The sequence below is a fragment of the Iodobacter sp. BJB302 genome, assembly GCF_002735645.1.
Taxonomy (GTDB): Bacteria; Pseudomonadota; Gammaproteobacteria; order Burkholderiales; family Chitinibacteraceae; genus Iodobacter.
Genome location: NZ_PDZG01000092.1, coordinates 1 through 14,459 on the forward strand (window position 1 = coordinate 1; position 14,459 = coordinate 14,459).

Here is a 14,459-nt window from a genome sequence, read left to right on the forward strand (position 1 = left end):
CTCGGAACTGGAGCTGGCAAGATGAAGTGCAATTGAACCCCGACCGGGCTATTGAGCCTAAAACAAGCGAGGAATTACAGGTCGCTTAAATCGTAAAAACATCTCAACTATCTTGACAATTACCGCAGGCTGCGGCATGCGATTTTCGTCGGGGCCTTCGCATCAATGCGGTTAGTCCGACGGTGCTGATCGAATCCCTGAACCGGTTTGGACCGTTCTTTCCCGGCTACGAAGGCGTGCCTGCGGCAAGTGTGGCAATGGCCTATCGACGTAGCATAGAGGGCGTACATACCGGCCGCGTATATCGGGTTGGTCATTGAGCTAAATCGCTAACGGCGCTTTAATCGCCTCTGACTGTCGCCGTGCCGACCAAATTCAGCCCTTAAATGATCGCTATACTCCAAAATGCACCATACGGCTCGGTGGTGATCGGCGGCAGTGAGCGGCAAGAAAGCGATTCTTAGGTCAGAAAATCGTCCTTGGGTTTTGTTGACAAAAAAGTGGCAAGTATATGCCCTTGAACGGATACCAAGAGGGGGATGGGGGGCCGCTAAGGCCGTGGTGTCGATGTCAGGCTAGAAAATTAAAAGGCCGCTAACCATCTGGTTGCGGCCTTCAATATTTTGGGATCAAGCAAGTCTTGTCCAGCCAAAACAGACATTTTCGTTATCATGTTCTGGCTGATTATGTCTCAACCTTTGGTGTCCATATTAAGCAGCAGCCATCATAATTCGTCGGCGACAGCACTGTCCATAGTAAGCAGTACTCCTCCAGACTGGAGCACTAAATTCTTAAACCGCCTAATCATGTTGTAAATAATTATGGACTTTAAATTCCATTAAATTTATAGTGACGTCCATGAGCAGACCAAAAGAATTTGACCGAGATACTGTTATCCATAACGCCATGCAATTATTTTGGGCAAAAGGATATGAAGGTGCGACCCTACCCGAGTTGTTACGGGTAATGGGCTTGAGTCGGTCCAGCTTTTATAATGAATTCATCGATAAAGAATCGTTATTTTTAGATGTGATTGATTTTTATTTTGTAAAAGTTGGCCAAGCTAGAGTTGCACTACTAAATAGTTCGCCCTCAGTCAAAACAGCGCTTCGAGCTTTTTTTGAAGCTCAAATGATAAATGATTCACCATTTAAAGATGGGCTTGTTGGCTGTTTAATTACCAATACGGCCGTTGCGGTAAAAGGCTTAGATCCTATTGTTGCGTGCAAAATTAAAGCTTCAGCCGAAGCGATGGAACAAGTTTTTTTAAATCTGCTGCAGCGTGGTCAAACTAACGGTGAAATTGCAACAAACAAAGATATCAAAGCCTTGGCTAAAGCTTTATTAAGTTTTACGCATGGGATGTGTGTGTATGTGAAAATTGATCAAGATCGAGCAGGAATCAATCAAATCATTAGTACCGTATTGTCATTACTTGATTAAATTTTTATCCATTTTGGACTAAAAAGTCCATATTTAAGCTAGATAACCTTCAAAGCAACATCGTTTAACTACGGCGTTACTAAGAAGGCTATTTTTCAAACCATTATGGACTAAAAAGTACAGAACAAACGATTGCATGAAACAAGCAAATTGAAGTAGCTACCTAACCCTGAAGACCTCAGGATTTTAAACTCGGAGAATTTTATGCCCCACCTATTTGTTTCTGCAGTTATTAAAGCCAATCCAGAGAAAGACCTTGATACCGTTCGCGGTGAATTAAAGCGAATGATTTTGGCAAGCCACTCAGAAGTGGATTGCTTTAAGTTTGAGTGCTTGGAAGACCTAGATGAGGTTGGCACCTTTGTTTTATGGGAAGAATGGGCAAGCTCGGAAGCCTTAGCGCAGCACTTTAAAGAAGCGCATACGCAGCACTATCTACAGCAAAATTTAACCACCGTTGCTACGATCCATAAATTAAATACCTTAAATTAATTATAATTTTTACATCATAGGAAACACCAAAATGAATAATAGCACTCAATTTAAAAACATAATTATCACCGGCACCAGCGGTGGCTTCGGTCTCATTACCGCAAAAGCATTGGCAAGCAAAGGACATCATGTTTTTGCCAGTATGCGCGATATCACAGGCCGTAATGCCGCAAGTAAAAATGAACTGGAGAATTTTGCGAAACAACATAATTATAAAATTGACGTCATTGAACTCGACGTCACAGATGATGCATCCGTAACCTCCGCAGTGGACTCCATTGTGCAATTACATGGGCGAATTGATGTGCTAATCAATAACGCTGGCGTGATGAATATCGGCGTTACTGAGGCGTTTTCCATTGCCGAAATGAAAGCCCAGTTTGAAGTAAATACTTTTGGCCCTGCGCGTGCCATCCGCGCGGTGTTACCGACGATGCGAGCGCAAGGTGATGGATTGATTATTAGCGTTTCTTCGCTTGCCGGTCGAGTTGTATTTCCTTTCTTTGGTATGTATAACGCCAGCAAATATGCGCTAGAAGCATTGGCTGAGGCGTATCATTATGAGTTATCTGGTTTAGGAATCGAATCAATCGTGGTTGAGCCAGGTCCATTTGGAACCGGCTTATTAGGAGCTAGTCCAGCCCCCAAAGATGAAATGATTACTCAAGCTTATGGCGAAATTGGACAAATCCCAACGGCGATGAAAACGAATTTCCAGCAAATGTATGATTCTGCGAATGCGCCTCGAATTGAAGATGTTCCTGATGCGATCGTTAGATTGGTCGAACAAACCAGCAAACGACCGTTGCGCACTGTCGTTATGCCCGCCGGAATGGATTTTGGCGTCGATCGTTTGAATGAATCCGCAGGAGCGATTCAAAACGACCTACTGAAGATTTTACAACTGGATAGCATGATCTAACACCGTCAATTTTTAATTTACGAGGCCGCACTCGCGGCCTCGATGCAATGTTTAGAGCGCCGCCATCCCGCCGTCAATAACAAAATCCTGACCCGTCACATAGGATGAATCCTCCGACGCTAGAAATAGCACTGCACGGGCGATCTCTTCAGGTTTACCCAGTCGTGCCATTGGTACTTTGCCTACGATTTGACCTGCCATTGCCTGAAGTATTTCCGGAGCTAAGCCCAATTTACCAAAGATTGGCGTTTCAACCGGCCCAGGGCTAACGCAATTAACGCGGATTCCACGCGGCAAAAGCTCTGCCGATAAAGTTCGTGCCAAGGACCTTGTTGCTGCTTTCGACGCAGAATAAACCGACATACCTGGCATCCCCATTTCAGTGAATGCAGTGGATGTAAGTATGATGCTTGATGGATTGTTTAATAGAGGTAATAAACGCTGAATTGTGAACAGCACACCTGTGAAATTCACGCTTAAGTGTTCATTCACATGTTCAGGAGTGATCTCAGTGAGTGCAGCAGTTTTTACGATACCCGCATTTACGAATAAAACATCCAATTTCCCGAAATTTTCGGCGATCTGATTGGCAAGTACGTCAAGATCTCCAATATTGCTTTGGTCTGCTTGAATACCAATCGTGCCCGCTCCAAGGGCATCGACGGCGGCCTTTAATCGTTCTGGATTTTGTCCAGTAATCGCCACTTTCGCACCAGCCGCAATGAAAGCTTGGGCAGTAGAAAATCCTATTCCTGTTGTTCCACCGGTGATAAGGGCTACTTTATTTTTAAGTCTTAACATAAATTTGGTCTCAAAAAGGTCATCGAAAATTTAAACTGAGGGGTGACTATTTAAGCGAAAGCGGCTTCAAGGATGATGTCAGCCACATTTTCTGGCGCACTCATCAAAGGACAGTGGTCAACTGGCAATGAAACCACTTTGGAACCTGCACGCAAGGCCGTAAAGCGCTGAGTTTCAGGCGAAACCATGCGATCATTTTCAGCAATCAAAAACCATGAGGGCAATTCTTTCCACGCAGCTTGTTTGAGGGGTTCTCCAAGACAAATAGCCGCGATAGGTTTTTGAGTTGCCGCCATTAATGCTTGCTCAACGGGCGTGGCGTCCGTTGCAATCGCATTCGCGAAGTCATTTTGTGTAACCCACAACAGTCCTTCCGCATCTGGGCTCAGTTGAGGAGCGGTTTGGTGCGGTGCTGCCCGCATAAAAACTTGCCCCACAGCCTCACCTTGGTCTGGAACAATCCCTGCGATATACACAAGTCCTTTAATTTTTGCATTATTAGCGCCTGCGGCTGTAATCACCGCCGCACCGTAGGAGTGTCCAGCCAGAACAACTGGGCCACTTTGAGCGCGCAGCAGCTGTTGAATGGTTAACACATCCTCGGAAAATGAGGTCATTGGAATTTGTGCCGCAATTACTTTTACTCCGGCGCTGATTAATTGGGTACTTACTTTGTTCCAGCTTGAGCCGTCTGCCCATGCACCGTGAACCGCAATGACTGTTACATTCGCGTTTAATTTACTGGTCATAATATTTACAATCCTTTTTTAAAATAGAATATTTATTAATGGGAACTAAGTTAGCGTTAATGAATGTGCTTATTTAAATCAAAATCACAATTTTTCCATTAGCAGAGCCAGATTCCATTAAACGATGAGCGTCCTGAATATCTTCGAAGGCAAATACATTGGCTGGCTTAGCTTGATAAACACCCGTCGCAACGCGATCAACAATGTCTTGGAATGGAATCTCAGCGAGGGGAAACTCGTCCGAGCCTGTAACGATGGCACTAGCAAATACACTTAAAAAACGGCCACTAGGGATTTGAAATACCGGCTCTAATGACAGCGGCCCGCCACCACCAAGAAAGCCCAACTCACAAACATGACCACCTCGGCGAAGCATGGCCAAAGAATCCAGCACCGTTGTATTACCAACAATATCCAACACCCGATCAATGCCATTGGGATACTGCTTTAGCACCGCACTTGCAAGTGTGTTTGATTCAATAAAAACTTCTTTGGCACCAAGCGCTTTGAGCATAGTGATGCGATCAGGGTTGCGTGTAGTTGCCATCACATGAGCGCCTAAATGTGCCGCAATATTGATTGCTGCACGGCCTAGTGCAGAGGTTGCGCCGCGAATCATGATCTTTTGTCCAATAGTTAGATCAAGAATGCCATTCAACGCCGTCCACGCTGTTGCATAAGACTCAGGTATTGCAGCTAAGTCCTCCCAAGCGAGATCGGTATTTATCGCGACCACATTGCTAGTCGGAACAGAAACCAACTCTGCATAACTACCATTAAGGTTCCTCCCCAAACCGCCAACCAGTGCCATGACTTTTTGCCCTGGCGCCAAACTCCCGCTAGGGTCGGCTTGAACAATGCCAACACATTCAATACCACTAATCTCTGCAACATCCCCCCATGCTCCTTTCCGGAAATAAATCTCGGCATGATTGAGACCAAATGCCTTTACTTCAATAAGAACATGACCTGTTTGTATCGTTGGGTTTGGACGTTCTTCGATCGCCAAAACCTCTGGGCCACCATATTGTTTGATCACTATTGCACGCATTTTGAAACTCCTTGCTGAATTGAATTAGCTAATTGAATTAAGCACGACGAATGTGGGTTGCTAAAAAATTGTGGATATCTGCTGCAATTTCCTGCCCGTGTGTTTCAAGAGCAAAATGACCCGTTTCATAAAAGTGAATTTCAGCTTTTGGCAGATCGCGCATAAATGCAGTCGCACCAGCGGGTAAGAAGAACGGATCATTGCTCCCCCATACGGCGAGCATTGGCGGTTGGTGTTGCCGGAAGTAAGCTTGAAATTCAGGGTATTTAGCAACGTTCGACTGATAGTCACCAAATAAATCTAGTTGGATCTCTGTATTCCCTGCTCGAGCAAGTAAGGCAGCATCAAGGGTATAACTCTCAGGTGCGATACTCTCAGGATTGGCTACACCATGGGTGTACTGCCATTGAGTTGTTTCTGGTGTTAGAAAGCCACGTAATGCATCGCGGTTTGTACTGCTAGGATCTTCCCAATACTGCTGAATTGGATTCCACCCTGCACTTAAACCCTCCACATAGGCATTGCCATTTTGACTAATTAAAGCAGTCACTCGCTCAGCTTGTGCCATTGCAAGGCGTAACCCGACGGGTGCGCCGTAATCGAAAAAATAAATTGCAAAATTTTTTAAGCCAAGCTCAATTGTGAACTGTTCAATAATGTTGGATAGATTATCAAAGGAATAGATAAAGCCTTCCGGTGACTCGGTAAAACCAAATCCAGGTAGGTCAGGTGCAATCACATTGTAATGCTCTGCTAGAACTGGGAGTAAGTTACGGAACATATGGCTTGAAGTTGGAAACCCATGCAATAGCAGCACTGTAGGGGCATCGGGTGAACCGGCTTGGCGGTAGAAGACACGGTGATCATTGATATTGATTGTACGAAGATGAGATTTCATATTTTAAAGCCCTTTGGTAACCTTTGTTTTGAATAAACCAAGGTTACCAAAGTACGGGTAACATGTAAACATGTTTTTTACAGGTTACATTGGCTGTATTTGCTTTTACTAGACACAAGGGTCGCACCTAACCGTGCTCTTGGTGGTTTTTGCCGAATGTAGCTCTAAGCCACTCCTTTTAGTAACTATACAAACACAATTTAAATGGTTTCAATTTGTTCGACATGTTAAAATCAAAACCTACGGCGCTTCGCGGTATTGCTGGCATTGACTACTTCCATCCAATTTTTGAGTAAATCGTAAATGCACAATAAAGCCCTGTTTCTTGCTGATCACCTTGCCCTTGACTTCATTAACTCCATTGCGAAACCGCAAAATGATGTTATTGAATTCATTCCAGATGGATCTTCATTGCTTGTTTGGCTGCAGGATGCACAATTAATTACAGCAGGCGAGGCAGAACACCTTGCTACACGTTTTGGGCTCAACCAGCTCGACCAAATTGCACATCGTGCAAGGGCTATTCGTGAGGAGTTTCGCGCTATTCTTGAGGAAATTAAGTACTCACAAGCTTTACCAGAGTCATCAACGCTTTTACTGAGCAACATCAATCACTTACTTCATGAAGATCCGCGTTTGGTAGAAGTACAATTGATCGAAGGTAAGGTCAGTAAAACTCAGATACGACGATGGGAAAAAGTCGAGCAGGTGTTGGCATCCATCGCAGAAACTATCGTGGATTTACTGGCAGAGGCCGATTTCAAGCTCATTAAAAAATGTGCAAATCCAGGCTGTACGCTTTGGTTTCAAGATCACAGCAAGGCACACAAACGCATGTATTGCAGTGCGTTAATTTGTGGTAACCGTGCAAAAGTTGCTGCGTTTCGGAGTAGAAAAAAAGTGCAGACTTCTAGGGTCTGTTGACGTTTCATTCACAATTGCGCGGAGCCGGAAAACGGCCAGGCACAAGGCATGAGGGCGAAGGCAATAACTGCTTATTGTCGAGGTGCATAACGCAGTGAATGGCCATTTTCCGGCTCAGCCCTTCGGGTTTAGCCCATTTTGGGGGCGGAACTGCGTTAAAAATCGCTCATGGTACTCGTACCATGTCGCAATTTTCTCCTTGTTCAGCCCCAAAACTGGGCCAAACGCAGCAGTGAATGAAACGTCAACAGACCCTAGGCCAGAACAATGGGAACTCGAAACCATTGAATCTAACATCACACTTTTCGTGGGTTTTTCATATAAACACCGCACTACCGGCTTGATCTCTTTACTCGCCAGGCAAACTGAGCCTAAGTGACATGAATCGCCGTAAAAACAACCGGACTGCCCGCCTTGGGGCAGTCCGGGTAAAGTTGTTTACGCTAGCGAGACTGATGGCCTAGCTCATCGCACCCAGTTTAGTAGGGTTTCATCACCGCTGTCTGGCGGGTTTTCCATAATGAGAACAAAATCCCCCCTGCCAGCAGCGCAAAAGTCACAGCCAAAGAGAATACGGGTGGCACTTTGCCATCGAAAACAAAATCCCCCAAAAAGATCTTCGAGCCAATAAACACCAGTACCAGCGCAAGCGCGTATTTTAGGTAGTGGAAGCGGTGAATCACCGCTGCAAGTGCAAAGTAGAGCGCGCGCAAACCTAAAATGGCAAAAATATTAGAGGTGTAAACAATAAAAGGGTCTGTGGTGATCGCAAAAATGGCAGGCACACTATCCACCGCAAACACCAGGTCAACCAGTTCGATCATACACAGCGCCAGGAACAGCGGAGTGGCCCACAATACGGTTTTATCACTGTCTGCTGCCGGGGCCCTGACAAAAAATTGCTGCCCGTGCAACTGATCCGTTACCCGCATATGGCGGCGTAAAAAGCCCAGCAGCGGATTTTTGCTCATGTCATTGGCTTGGTCATTGGTAAACAACATTTTCAGGCCCGTAAAAATCAGGAATACGGCAAAGATATAAAGCGTCCAGTAGTATTCAGCGACCAGTGTTGCCCCCACGCCGATCATCAGCGCCCGTAACACAATCACACCGAGAATGCCCCAGAATAAAACGCGGTGCTGATAAATACGGGGAATAGCAAAGTAAGTAAAAATTAGTGAGATGACAAAGACATTATCCAGCGACAGGCTTTTTTCGATCAGAAAGCCGGTGAAATACTGCATGCCAGACACCGCCCCCAGATACCACCACACCCAGCCCCCAAACAAGATGCCGGCGGTGATATAAAAAGCGGATAGTTTCAGGCTTTCACCCACGCCGATTTCATGATCTTTCTTGTGCAGTACGCCCAGATCGAAAAACAATAATGCCAGCACAATAGCGATAAAAGAGAGCCATAACCAGACTGGCTGCCCCAGCCATATAAGCATTAGAAAGTCCATTTATCTCACTCCTTACCTGTCTGACAGATGCCTGATCAACTTCGAATAGCCGACGGCTTTGCAAGTTTATTTCTAGCAATCGGTTGTAATGAATACCAGTCGTGTTGCCAGCAGGCCATGGCCCGTGCAATCAGTACAGCTTCACCATCTGCATACCAACCATCGGCATCCACTACCCCAAGCATGGCACGCAGAACGGTCCTTTGCAGGCGTGGCTCGTCAATTTCAGAGAGCAACTGATCAATCAGCACATCATTCAGCTCCAGCTGATTTAATCCATTAGCATAGTGCAGCAAGTCGTCACAAAGACCTTGCATCACCTCGTGAAGTGTATTTTCACTAATCCCCAACTGGGTAAGCACTTTGCTATCGCGTATTGCTTGAAATTCAGATTGATCAATACCGCCATCAGCTACAAGCGAGAGGGCCAGTAAACGGCATACAGCTTTATGACTATTTAAAGGATAGCGGCGCATTTCAGATCTCCGGTGGTTGCAAAAAAGGTATTACTCAAGGGAATGACGGTTTAGCCCAATTGATCCATGGGTGCCATTGGTGCGAATTGACGGCTTTGGCGAATTTTGCGGCTGACCGTGCGGCTGGCACGATCCGCTGCGCGATTCACTGCAAAGGTTAAGTCACTGGCTGTATCTTCAATCAGTACGTCCGGCAATTGATCCATGCTAATGATCAGCTGGCAGTACTGATCCACCCCGCCCCGCGGCCCGTTAATGTCGGCCAGGCGAACGCTGACTTTGCGGATATGACGGCTCAAGCGACCGAGGCCAAATTCTATTTGCCGCGCAATGTGGCGTTGTAGATTTTCAGTCAGGTCAATGTTTTTGCTTTTGATCTCGATTTTCATGTTTACGCTCCAGTGGGTTAGCTGCAACCACAGATTAAGGCTTGGTGCATAAATATAAAAATCGGATATTCTTGGTTCTATATTCACTTTTTTGGAACATTAGCGACCATGCAGTCATTGAATTACAAGCACTTATATTATTTTTGGGTTATTTGTAAATCAGGTGGTGTAATCCGCGCGAGCGAGCGCTTGTTTTTGACGCCTCAAGCAATTAGTGGTCAGCTCAAAGCACTCGAAGATCAAATTGGCACCCCGCTGTTTCGCCGGGAAGGACGTCAGCTGGCCCTGACGGATATGGGGCGGCTGGTGCAAAGCTATGCGGATGAAATGTTCAGCCTTGGTGAAGAGCTGCAGGAGGCAATTGAGCTTGGCCCACAAGGCGTAGCTCAGGAATTCCGGGTTGGCATTGGTGATATGGTGCCCAAAACCGTGGCGTTTGAGCTGCTACAACCAGCATTGCAGCTGGATTTTCGCCTGCGATTGATTTGTCGTGAAGGCCAGCTGCTCAATCTGCTGGCCGATTTGGCAACGCATAAATTGGATTTGGTTCTTGCGGATCGCCCTTTACCCCCAGAAGCCAATATTCGGGGATTTAATCATTTATTGGGCGAAAGCACGCTCAGTGTGCTTGGCACATCAGCATTGTGTACAAAGTGGCAGGGCGATTTTCCGATGGCACTGCATAATGCGCCGTTTTTGCTTCCAGGTACTGATGCAGTGATCCGCCCACGCCTTGAAGCATGGCTGGAGCGTGCCCATATCCGGCCGCTCATCGTGGCTGAATTTGACGATGGCGCCTTACTTAAAGCATTCGGCAAGGCTGGCACAGGTTTTTTTGTGGTACCAACCGCGCTCGCCGACAGCATTTGCCGGGAACATCATGTAGAAGTTTTCGGCGTGATTAACGAGCTAAAAGAGCAGTTCTATGCCATCTCAGTGCAGCGAAAACTACGCCACCCTGCCGTCATCGCGGTAACAGAAAAAGCACGGCACGAGTTGTTTGCCAATTTAAAAAATGAAATTGTAAAACGATGAAATACAATGATTCATGCCCATTTAACCAAGCATTGCAATCGGCATTAGAAACGTGTTCTGTCAGGGAATGAGGCTTATAAACGGCGAGTAGAAATGGACTAAAGCCGAACACGCCAGCATTTTGTTGAAATATTACTCCTTCACACACATTTTTCCGAGCGCTCACAACACATCGTTCAGGCATGAAATCATCCCCGCAACAACGGCCCTAGGTTGGTGAATTTAGGCATGCTTGGAAACACACTGGCCAGTTGATTGTCGCGCAGCCCTAAATGCGCCCCGAGCAGCTGGGCGGTGATCTGGCGGTAGTCGTTAAATACCGGCACGTCCCGCTCCTGATAGCGCTCGCTTAAACCTGCCCATTGGCCCAGGATGCGGCCGCCGTTGATTTTTCCACCCAGCAGCCACAGCACATTGCCGTGGCCGTGATCGGTGCCACCGCTGCCGTTTTCGCGGATGGTGCGGCCAAATTCAGACATGACCAGCACCACGGTATTATCCCAATCCTGCCCCAGCTCGCGGGCCAGCGTGGCCAAGCCCTGGCCCAGGGGTTCCAGCCGGTTGGCAAGCATCCCCTCGGCATGGCCCTGATTAATATGCGTATCCCAGCCGCCCAGATCAGCAAAAGCGATTTGCAGGCTGGCGTTGCCGCGCATCAGCCGCCCCAGCCTTTGCGCGTCGCCCACAAAATTATCCGGCAGCGGCGCTCCCCGGCTGGCTTCGTCCATTTCGGTTTCCAAAGCCATGCGCAACTGTTCGCGGCTGCTGCGGGCCAGGCGGTATTGCTGGGCCAGTACATCGTTGCCCGAGTAAAGCGCATCAAAAGCCGCCGCAATTTTTGGCCTGTCAAAAGCACTTTGCCGATTGGCCGATTTACCGCTGCCCAGCACGGCAATTTGCTGCGGGCCGGCCAGGATGCGCGGCTGGGTTGCACCCAGCGCCAATGCACGATCGCCTGCGCCATGGGCGGGAAAGCTTGCCAGCAGGCGATTAAGCCAGCCCGTGGCGGTGCTTTTATTGCCGGGTGTGCCGCTTTCCAGATAATCCTGCGCGTCAAAGTGCGAGCGCGTTGGATCGGGCGAGCCGCTGGCAGGAATAAACGCCAATTGCCCGGCCTGCCACAGGGGGTAAAGCGCGGCCAGCGCCGGATGCAGGCCAAAGCGCGCATCCAGGCGAATCGCGCCGCCTTCTTCACCGGGGCGGGCAATGGCGATGCGGCCACGCTCTTGGTAATAATCCTTATCACTCCACGGCGGCAGCACGCTTAAGCCATCGACCGCACCACGCAGCAAAACCACCACCAGTTTGCGATTAGGCTGGCTGCTGGCGGTGCTGGCCGCCCAGACATTGCGGCCCAGCGGAATGGTGAGCGCTGCCGAAGCGCCCAGCATGGCAATAAAGTCGCGACGGTTCATCACAGCCCTCCTTTGGGTCTGTTGACGTTTCATTCACCATTGCGCTCAGCCGAAAAATGGCCAGGCACAAGGCATTCGCAATACACGTCAACAGATTCTAGTAACGCATAAATTCAGGACTACCCAGCAGCAATGCCGCCTGCAAGGCTGTGGATTGATCATTCAGAATTTGCCGGGTATTGGCCCCAAGCAGCGGCGCAATTTCCGCCTGCATCTGGCTAGCACTTGCCGCGCTGGCACTACCACTGGCAAGCCGGCCTAAGCCCAGTTGCGTGGCAAAATCAACACGCTTTTGTATGGCCAGCGGGTTTAGCCAAGCGGCTTCGCTTGCCTTATAGCCATCGGGAGTGGGCCATGCGTAAATAGCCTGCCCCATTTGCTGCAAAGTACCTTGCACCGCGCGCAGCGGTGGCTGCTCCACACCTTGCAAACGCAGCGCAGAAATCACATAGCGGTAGGGCGTTTTAAAACGGGGCACGGCTTGCCAGAATTCATCACTCTCAAATAGCGTTTCCAGCACTGCGCGGATATCCCCGTCACTTGCTTTAAAGCGCTGCGCCATACGCTGCACTAAGGCGGGCGATGGCGTATCGCTGACAAAAAACTGCGCCAGTTGCAGGCTAATATGCGCGGCCGTGGCGGGCGCGCTGGCCAGTACGTCCAGCGCGTATTCGCCTTCTGCCTCACCGCGCTGGCTGATGTTTTGCCCCAGCCAGCGTTTGCCGCCGCTGTCATGCCAGCGCTGCACAAAACGGAAAGCCGCTGCGGGCCCGGCGGCCAGATTGCGCCGCTCATAGCTCCAGCCGGTGAACATGCGCGCCAGCTCAGTCACATCCTGCTGAGTGTAGCCGCCATCCACCCCAAAGCTGTGTAATTCCATCAGTTCGCGGGCGTAGTTTTCGTTTAAACCGCCACTTTGATTGCGGCGTGAGCCGCTGGCCACCGATTGCCAGTTATCCAGATAAAACAGCATGGCGGGGTGCCGCGCCGTTGCGCCAAGCAAATCGCGAAAGCGCCCCAGCACATGCGGGCGGATGGCCTCGCGCTCGTAAGCGCCCGCCAGCGCCCTCACCTCGGCCTTGCCACTGTAAACATTGAAATGATTAAACCAGAACTCGGTCAAGAGCTCTTCAAGCTGGCGCGGGCTAAGCACCGCCCTTTGCAGGCGGGCATCCAGATCGGCCTCGGCAATATCACGGAAAATCTCCCGCCGCAAAATCTGCCTTTGCTCACGATTTCTATCACTCACCTGCCCCAGGGCAGCCAGCTCATCCAGCCGGTTAATAGCCTCACGCTGCCGCGCTTCCAGCGCAGAAAAATGCTCAGCAAGTGGGGTTGGCAACACCACCGACGCAGGATGCAACTGGGCTTGCAGCCATGCACGTACCCCCTGCTGGCTCACCCGCGCCACATCGCCCACACCCGGCCCATAGCCAAGCCGGTTCAGGGCAAACAACGCTGCCTGCGGGCGATGATCATCCACCGCATGGGCGCTTAAACAAATGCATAAAAACAGAAAGCAGCGCAAAAACATGGCCAAACTCCTGCGAAGCATGGCGGGGATACACGGAGTAAATCACTAGATCGCCAGCCCTAAGCCATTCAGCTTAAATGCAAAAGCAGCATTTGGCATCAGCGGCTTGTTCAGCTGCAGCGGCTAAATAAATCTTACAGTACAAAAAAATAATTATTTTAAATAAAAAAATGAATTCACTTCACCACAAGAAAGTTCCTCAGACCTAATTTCATAACCAGGCATTTATTCTGAAATTAAATTATTCACAAATGATATTAAAAGGCAGTAATTGCCACTTCACTCGCTTCCCATGTATGAATGTGAAGTAACTGGGTTCAGAACAAACTTAAATCCTGCGGTGCTTCGCTCTCACAGAGCCAATTTAACTTTACCCTGACGCTATAATTAAGTCTGGCGTTGTTAAATCGGCAAGATAACCACCATTGGTCTATGCTATCAGCTACAGTTAACGTCAGTAATTTATGAAGGAGTGGAGTCCAGATACCACTTTAAAAAACGGGGCGTAGCCGAAAAGCCTTACGAGCAGGACATGACAAGGAGATTTTTATGAGTGATACCGCAATAGAAAGCCCGTCAGCTGAATACGAAGTCACTGTATCAACACCCGCAACAACAGAGCAGGTCATTGAATACTTAAGATCTAAAGGCTTTACTGGAAATGTTGGCGTTAATCCCAATTATCCAGGCGTGATTTGGTTTGGCTCTTAAAGACTAAGCCATAACATCAATATCAAAGCCCACTTTATGAACTGCACCCCAAAAGTTGGACACCCGTCCATATTTTTGGGGTGTTTTTATGTCCAAGTACTCAACGCAATTCAAGCTCTCTGTCGTTCAGCAATATTTAACTGGCGAAGCAGGTAT

The 14,459-nt window shown here is 48.4% G+C and carries 15 protein-coding genes; 6 read left to right on the forward strand and 9 right to left on the reverse strand.

What is annotated here, in order from left to right:
* Nucleotides 1-858: 858 nt before the first annotated feature.
* The 3 genes from CSQ88_RS20140 to CSQ88_RS20150 all read left to right on the forward strand — a co-directional run bounded on the left by CSQ88_RS20140 (nt 859) and on the right by CSQ88_RS20150 (nt 2,857).
* Nucleotides 859-1,443 carry a TetR/AcrR family transcriptional regulator gene (locus CSQ88_RS20140; protein WP_099399862.1) on the forward strand — a complete coding sequence of 195 codons (585 nt, stop codon included), beginning with the start codon at nt 859-861 and terminating at the stop codon, nt 1,441-1,443.
* A 204-nt stretch (nt 1,444-1,647) separates the two neighbouring features.
* Nucleotides 1,648-1,935, forward strand: coding sequence for a putative quinol monooxygenase (locus tag CSQ88_RS20145; RefSeq protein WP_099399863.1), 288 nt, complete (start codon nt 1,648-1,650; stop codon nt 1,933-1,935).
* 31 nt (nt 1,936-1,966) lie between these two features.
* Nucleotides 1,967-2,857 carry an SDR family oxidoreductase gene (locus tag CSQ88_RS20150; protein ID WP_099399864.1) on the forward strand — a complete coding sequence of 297 codons (891 nt, stop codon included), beginning with the start codon at nt 1,967-1,969 and terminating at the stop codon, nt 2,855-2,857.
* 51 nt (nt 2,858-2,908) lie between these two features.
* Here CSQ88_RS20150 and CSQ88_RS20155 read toward each other — a convergent pair whose 3' ends face one another.
* The 4 genes from CSQ88_RS20155 to CSQ88_RS20170 form a co-directional block, all read right to left on the reverse strand.
* Complete coding sequence (locus CSQ88_RS20155; RefSeq protein WP_099399865.1) at nt 2,909-3,658, reverse strand: SDR family oxidoreductase; 750 nt, start codon at nt 3,656-3,658, stop codon at nt 2,909-2,911.
* A 50-nt stretch (nt 3,659-3,708) separates the two neighbouring features.
* Nucleotides 3,709-4,407 carry an alpha/beta hydrolase gene (locus tag CSQ88_RS20160; protein ID WP_099399866.1) on the reverse strand — a complete coding sequence of 233 codons (699 nt, stop codon included), beginning with the start codon at nt 4,405-4,407 and terminating at the stop codon, nt 3,709-3,711.
* A 73-nt stretch (nt 4,408-4,480) separates the two neighbouring features.
* Complete coding sequence (locus CSQ88_RS20165; protein WP_099399867.1) at nt 4,481-5,458, reverse strand: zinc-binding dehydrogenase; 978 nt, start codon at nt 5,456-5,458, stop codon at nt 4,481-4,483.
* Between the two features lie 37 nt (nt 5,459-5,495).
* The gene (locus CSQ88_RS20170; RefSeq protein ID WP_099399868.1) at nt 5,496-6,356 is read right to left on the reverse strand and encodes an alpha/beta fold hydrolase; all 861 of its coding nucleotides are present in this window, start codon (nt 6,354-6,356) and stop codon (nt 5,496-5,498) included.
* A 303-nt stretch (nt 6,357-6,659) separates the two neighbouring features.
* On the opposite strand from CSQ88_RS20170, the gene CSQ88_RS20175 reads away from it, so the two are divergent.
* Nucleotides 6,660-7,280, forward strand: coding sequence for a CGNR zinc finger domain-containing protein (locus CSQ88_RS20175; RefSeq protein WP_099399869.1), 621 nt, complete (start codon nt 6,660-6,662; stop codon nt 7,278-7,280).
* A gap of 479 nt (nt 7,281-7,759) precedes the next feature.
* Here the strand turns inward: CSQ88_RS20175 and CSQ88_RS20180 are convergent, their stop codons facing one another.
* From CSQ88_RS20180 to CSQ88_RS20190, 3 genes are read right to left on the reverse strand one after another with little or no spacing between them, the layout of a single operon-like run.
* Nucleotides 7,760-8,743, reverse strand: coding sequence for a TerC family protein (locus CSQ88_RS20180; RefSeq protein ID WP_099399870.1), 984 nt, complete (start codon nt 8,741-8,743; stop codon nt 7,760-7,762).
* 35 nt (nt 8,744-8,778) lie between these two features.
* A complete protein-coding gene (locus CSQ88_RS20185; RefSeq protein ID WP_099399871.1) occupies nt 8,779-9,219 on the reverse strand; it encodes a hypothetical protein in 441 nt (146 codons plus the stop codon).
* 50 nt (nt 9,220-9,269) lie between these two features.
* A complete protein-coding gene (locus tag CSQ88_RS20190; protein ID WP_099399872.1) occupies nt 9,270-9,608 on the reverse strand; it encodes an HPF/RaiA family ribosome-associated protein in 339 nt (112 codons plus the stop codon).
* Between the two features lie 108 nt (nt 9,609-9,716).
* Here CSQ88_RS20190 and nhaR point away from each other — a divergent pair, with 108 nt between their 5' ends.
* The gene (gene nhaR / locus CSQ88_RS20195; RefSeq protein WP_099399873.1) at nt 9,717-10,643 is read left to right on the forward strand and encodes a transcriptional activator NhaR; all 927 of its coding nucleotides are present in this window, start codon (nt 9,717-9,719) and stop codon (nt 10,641-10,643) included.
* A 188-nt stretch (nt 10,644-10,831) separates the two neighbouring features.
* On the opposite strand, the gene CSQ88_RS20200 is transcribed toward nhaR, so the two are convergent.
* Entirely contained in the window at nt 10,832-12,058 is a 1,227-nt protein-coding gene (locus CSQ88_RS20200; RefSeq protein WP_099399874.1) for a DUF1501 domain-containing protein, read from the reverse strand.
* A gap of 97 nt (nt 12,059-12,155) precedes the next feature.
* A complete protein-coding gene (locus tag CSQ88_RS20205; RefSeq protein ID WP_180273749.1) occupies nt 12,156-13,592 on the reverse strand; it encodes a DUF1800 domain-containing protein in 1,437 nt (478 codons plus the stop codon).
* A 549-nt stretch (nt 13,593-14,141) separates the two neighbouring features.
* On the opposite strand from CSQ88_RS20205, the gene CSQ88_RS23080 reads away from it, so the two are divergent.
* On the forward strand, nt 14,142-14,303 hold the full coding sequence (locus CSQ88_RS23080; protein ID WP_180273750.1) for a hypothetical protein: 162 nt from the start codon (nt 14,142-14,144) through the stop codon (nt 14,301-14,303).
* Nucleotides 14,304-14,459: the final 156 nt, after the last annotated feature.